This window comes from Kluyvera sp., from assembly GCF_965301105.1.
This window is the reverse complement of sequence record NZ_CBDKZX010000141.1, coordinates 1-5,213: the sequence shown is the minus strand read 5'-3', so window position 1 is coordinate 5,213 and position 5,213 is coordinate 1. Positions and strand designations below refer to the sequence as shown.

Here is a 5,213-nt window from a genome sequence, read left to right as displayed (position 1 = left end):
AGAAGTGATAAGAAAGCGAGTCTGACATCTCCTGATCGAGGAAGGCCAGCAGACGGTCGCGGGTGTTGATCAGGTCAACTTTCACGTCCATGCCACGGAAGATAGATGCGTATTCGCAGCCAATAACCCCGGCGCCGTAGATAATGACGTGGCGCGGTTCGTGGTGCAGACTCAGGATGGAATCGCTGTCGTAAATGCGCGGATGAGTGAAATCCACGTCGGCCGGACGATACGGGCGTGAACCGCAGGCGATCACGAATTTATCGGCGGTTAACGTTTCAACGGAGCCGTCCGGGCATTCCAGCGCGATGGTGTGTTCATCGACGAAACGGGCGTCTCCCTGCAGCATTTCACAGTGATTGCGCTCATAAAAACCCTGACGCATGCGAGTTTGCTGATTGATAACGCTATCGGCATGATTCAGGATGTCGGCAAAGGAAGAGCGGAGAAGTCGGCTGTGGTCGCTGTAGAGAGGGTTCTGGTTGAATTCGATAATACGGCTGACGGCATGGCGAAGAGCTTTGGACGGGATGGTACCCCAGTGGGTACAGCCGCCGCCGACATTATGATAACGCTCAATAACGGCGACACGGGCTCCTTGCTTCACCAGACCCATAGCAGCGCCTTCGCCGCCGGGGCCGGAACCAATTACTATTGCATCATAATCGTAGGAATGTGGCATGGTAGGGCTTACCTGTTCTTATACATAAAAGCAACAGAATCATAACATCATCGAAGATATAACCCAATTATCGTTGGGCTTTTTTCATACGAAATAGCATAAATAGCATGTAAACAATCATTAACAAAGCGACGTAAGTCGATTCGTTTTAATCTCTGGTATAGTGCCAGCATGTCATGTGGAAGGATTCAGTTATCGTGATGGGTGTTAGAGCGCAACAAAAAGAAAAAACCCGGCGGTCGCTGGTCGAAGCGGCATTCAGTCAACTGAGTGCTGAACGTAGTTTTGCCAGCTTGAGCCTGCGCGAAGTCGCGCGTGAGGCGGGAATTGCGCCAACCTCCTTTTATCGCCATTTCCGTGATGTGGACGAGCTGGGGCTGACCATGGTCGACGAAAGCGGCCTGATGCTGCGCCAGCTGATGCGCCAGGCACGCCAGCGTATCGCCAAAGGTGGCAGCGTGATCCGCACTTCCGTCTCAACCTTTATGGAATTTATTGGTAACAACCCGAACGCCTTCCGCCTGCTGCTGCGTGAACGTTCCGGGACGTCTGCCGCCTTCCGCGCCGCGGTGGCGCGTGAAATTCAGCACTTCATTGCGGAACTTGCTGACTATCTGGAAATCGAAAACCATATGCCTCGTGCGTTCACGGAAGCGCAGGCAGAGGCGATGGTGACAATCGTATTTAGCGCGGGAGCGGAGGCTCTGGATGTTAGCCTTGAGCAGCGCCGACAGCTGGAAGAGCGGCTGGTGCTGCAGTTACGGATGATCTCCAAAGGCGCATACTACTGGTATCGCCGTGAACAAGAGAAGACGACACATCAGTCCGAATAAGGTGGTAAACGAGCAATGAAACAGTCAGGTCAAGAAAAGGGTACGCTGCTGCTGGCGCTGTTAGCTGGCTTATCGATTAACGGCACGTTTGCAGCCCTGTTTAGCTCCATTGTACCTTTCTCCATTTTTCCCATTATCTCGCTGGTGCTGACGGTCTATTGCCTGCATCAGCGCTACCAGAACCGCACGATGCCGGTAGGGCTGCCTGTCCTGGCGGCTGGCTGCTTTATCCTTGGCGTGTTGCTGTATAGCACCGTGGTGCGTGCGGAGTACCCGGATATCGGTTCTAACTTCTTCCCGGCGGTACTGTCGGTAGCGATGGTCTTCTGGATTGGCGTGAAGTTGCGTAACCGCAGGCAGGAATCGTAATTATCGCCCAGGCCGGATGGCGCTACGCTTATCCGGCCTACCTTCAGTCTTACTTCTTCGTTAACAGCACGCCGCATTCCATATGATGGGTATACGGGAACTGGTCGAACAGCGCGAGGCGTGACACCTTGTGCGTCTGGCTCAACGTTTCCAGGTTCTGGCACAGCGTCTCCGGGTTACAGGAGATGTACAGAATGTTCGGATACGCCTGCACCATCTTCTCCGTTTCGCTATCCAGCCCGCTGCGCGGTGGGTCGACGAAAATCGTTTCGCATTGATAGCTTTTCAGATCAATGCCCTGCAAGCGGTTAAATTCCCGCACGCCGTTCATCGCCTGAGTGAACTCTTCCGCCGCCATGCGGATAATCTGCACGTTGTCGATCTGGTTGGCGGCAATGTTGTACTGCGCCGCCGCGACGGACGGCTTGGCGATTTCAGTGGCCAGCACCCGGTTGAAGTTACGCGCCAGCGCCAGCGAGAAATTGCCGTTGCCGCAGTACAGTTCCAGCAGGTCGCCCTGTGAATTGTTTGTGGCGTCCAGCGCCCACTCCAGCATCTGGATGTTCATGGCGGCGTTCGGCTGGGTAAAGCTGTTCTCAACCTGACGGTAGATCATCTCTTTGCCCGCCACCGGCAGGCGCTCATCGATATAATCTTGATCCAGCTCGATTTTGGTTTTCGTCGCGCGGCCAATCAGGTGCACATTCAGCCCCTGGGCACGTAGCGCATCGCGCAGCGCTTCGGCCTGCTCGCGCCATGCGTCATCGAGCTTTTTATGATACAGCAGTGAGACGACCGCCTGATTGCTCAGCGTGGTGAGGTAGTCAATCTGGAAAAGCTTATGACGAAGGACGTGGTTCTCGCGCACGCCGTCGAGCATCGCGGTCATCAGCGTGTTGATCAGTTCGCTGGCGGCTGGGAAGGCGTCGACGCGGATGCGGCTTTTGGTCTGCTGGTCGAACATGATGTGGTACAGGTCATCGCCGTCGTGCCAGATGCGAAATTCGGCGCGCATGCGGTAGTGGCTGACCGGCGAGCGGAACACCTCCGGCGCGGGTGCGCTAAACGGCGCCATCATCGTTTGCAGGCGAGTCACTTTCTCGGCGAGCTGTGCGTCGTACTGTTCGGTTGGGAGGTGTTCGGGGGTCATGATGCATCCTGAATAATAAAAGTACGCGGGGATTGTAGGGCCTGCTCAGGGGATGTCCAGTATCGATGCAGGTGAAAATCGTAAATAGCAGTCTGGACATCTATATGTAACTAAATGTAGCATTCGCGTACCGGTCCTGTGAGTTAAAAGGGAATCCAGTGTAAATCTGGGGCTGACGCGCAGCGGTAAGGATGGTGAGAGACGAGCGCACGAAGTGCAGACACTGCGGCTTGCCGTGGGAAGTCATCGTTTCTCTATATAGCCTCCAAGCCCGAAGACCTGCCGGATGACGTCGCATGAGGTTTTATCGTCGCGAGCAACTGATAAAGCCTGCGGCATCCTTTTTCTGTTTCGGATGCTTTGAAAAATGATTAAAAAAGCTTCGCTGATGACGGCGTTATCCGTCACGGCTTTTTCCGGCTGGGCGCAGGACAGCAATTCAGACACGTTAGTGGTCACCGCTAATCGCTTCCAACAACCTGTGAATACTGTGCTGGCGCCGACCGACGTGGTCACGCGTGATGATATTCAGCGCTGGCAATCAAAAGACCTGAATGATGTGATGCGCCGACTTCCCGGCGTGGATATCTCGCAGACCGGCGGCATGGGTAACAGCAGCTCTCTTTATGTCCGTGGTACTGAGGGACGTCATGTTCTGGTGCTGATTGACGGCGTGCCGATGGCGCGTGCGGGCATTTCCAACGGTATTGATATCAGCCAAATCCCCGTTTCACTGGTGCAGCGCGTGGAATATATTCGCGGGCCGCGTTCAGCGGTGTATGGTTCCGGAGCCATCGGTGGTGTCGTCAATATCATTACTATGAGCGACAATGAACGCGCGCAGATTAACGCAGGCGTGGGGACCGATGGCTATCAAACCTACGACGGCGCGGTGAACAAACGCTTCGGCGACACGGTGGTGACCGCGGCGGGCGCTTACCAGACGACGAATGGCTTCAACGTTCAGCCAAACTCCCCTTACAGCGGCGACAGCGATCGCGACGGTTATCGTAATAAACTGTTCCTCGGCGGCGTGCAGCATAAGTTCGACGATAATTTCTCCGGCTTTTTCCGCGGTTATGGCTATACCGCCAACAGCGACTACGATCAGGGCTCATACGGCTATGCGGGTGGCAATGACGAAAGTCAGAGCTACAACCAATCCTGGGACACCGGCCTGCGCTACAACTCCGGTATCTACTCCTCTCAACTGATCGCCAACTACCAGCGTCTGAAGAATTACAACTACAGTAATGATCTCGGTCGCTATGCGGGTGACGCTACGCTGGATGATATGGAGCAGCGCTACATCCAGTGGGGTAATAACGTTGAAGTCGGGCACGGGGCGATTAGCGGCGGCGTGGACTGGAAGCAGGAGAAGCTGACGTCCAGCAGTACAACTCTCTCGGATACTTACAAACGTGATACCACCGGGCTGTACCTGACCGGGCAGCAGCAGATTGACGCGGTGACGCTGGAAGCGTCCGGACGTGAGGATCACGATGAGCAGTTCGGCTGGCACGGTACCTGGCAGACCGCCGCGGGCTGGGAGTTTGTCGATGGCTATCGCGCGACGCTCTCCTATGGCACGGGTTTCCTGGCGCCTTCGCTGGGCCAGCAGTTCGGTGCAACGCGCTTTGCTTCTTCTTATGGTCCCGGCATCGCCGCTAACCCAAACCTGAAACCGGAAGAGTCTAAGCAGTGGGAAACGGGTCTGGAGGGTTTAACCGGGCCGCTTGACTGGCGTCTCTCCGCCTACCATTACGAAATCCAGAACCTGATTGACTACAAGAACAATCAGTATATCAACGTGAAGTCGGCCACCATTAAAGGCGTGGAGTGGACGGGCAACATCACTACCGGCCCGGTGGATCACCACCTGACGCTGCAATATGTCGACCCGCGCGATGACCAGACGGATAAAGTACTCTACCGCCGCGCCAAGCAGCAGGTGAAGTATGAATTGACCGGGCAAGTCGCCGACCTTGGCTGGAACGTCATGTACCAGTACCTCGGGGAGCGTTACGACAACGACTATGACAATGGTCGGGATGTCAAAATGGGTGGGGTCAGCCTCTGGGATATCGGATTGTCGTATCCGGTCACCTCACACCTGACAGTTCGTGGTAAAATAGCCAACCTGTTCGATAAAGATTACGAGACAGTTTATGGCTACCAA

At 55.1% G+C, this 5,213-nt stretch carries 5 protein-coding genes and 1 riboswitch; of the genes, 3 read left to right on the top strand and 2 right to left on the bottom strand.

Translation table 11 applies throughout. From position 1 onward, the window contains the following. Nucleotides 1–682 (bottom strand): FAD-dependent oxidoreductase (locus tag ACW14G_RS22135; RefSeq protein ID WP_455648811.1); only part of this gene is annotated, 682 nt, incomplete at its 3' end. A gap of 197 nt (nt 683–879) precedes the next feature. On the opposite strand from ACW14G_RS22135, the gene fabR reads away from it, so the two are divergent. Both fabR and ACW14G_RS22125 read left to right on the top strand, forming a co-directional pair. After that, entirely contained in the window at nt 880–1,515 is a 636-nt protein-coding gene (gene fabR, locus ACW14G_RS22130; protein WP_064540299.1) for an HTH-type transcriptional repressor FabR, read from the top strand. A gap of 15 nt (nt 1,516–1,530) precedes the next feature. Beyond that, nucleotides 1,531–1,884 (top strand): YijD family membrane protein, encoded by a 354-nt coding sequence (locus tag ACW14G_RS22125; protein WP_249022513.1) that lies wholly within the window; start codon nt 1,531–1,533, stop codon nt 1,882–1,884. A gap of 49 nt (nt 1,885–1,933) precedes the next feature. On the opposite strand, the gene trmA is transcribed toward ACW14G_RS22125, so the two are convergent. Beyond that, a complete protein-coding gene (trmA, locus tag ACW14G_RS22120) occupies nt 1,934–3,034 on the bottom strand; it encodes a tRNA (uridine(54)-C5)-methyltransferase TrmA (protein ID WP_163448615.1) in 1,101 nt (366 codons plus the stop codon). 114 nt (nt 3,035–3,148) lie between these two features. Next, nucleotides 3,149–3,335: riboswitch (cobalamin riboswitch) on the top strand. Between the two features lie 66 nt (nt 3,336–3,401). Between trmA and btuB the strand changes: the two genes are divergently transcribed. After that, nucleotides 3,402–5,213: TonB-dependent vitamin B12 receptor BtuB (btuB, locus tag ACW14G_RS22115; RefSeq protein ID WP_455648810.1), on the top strand; the 1,812-nt coding region annotated here is incomplete at its 3' end.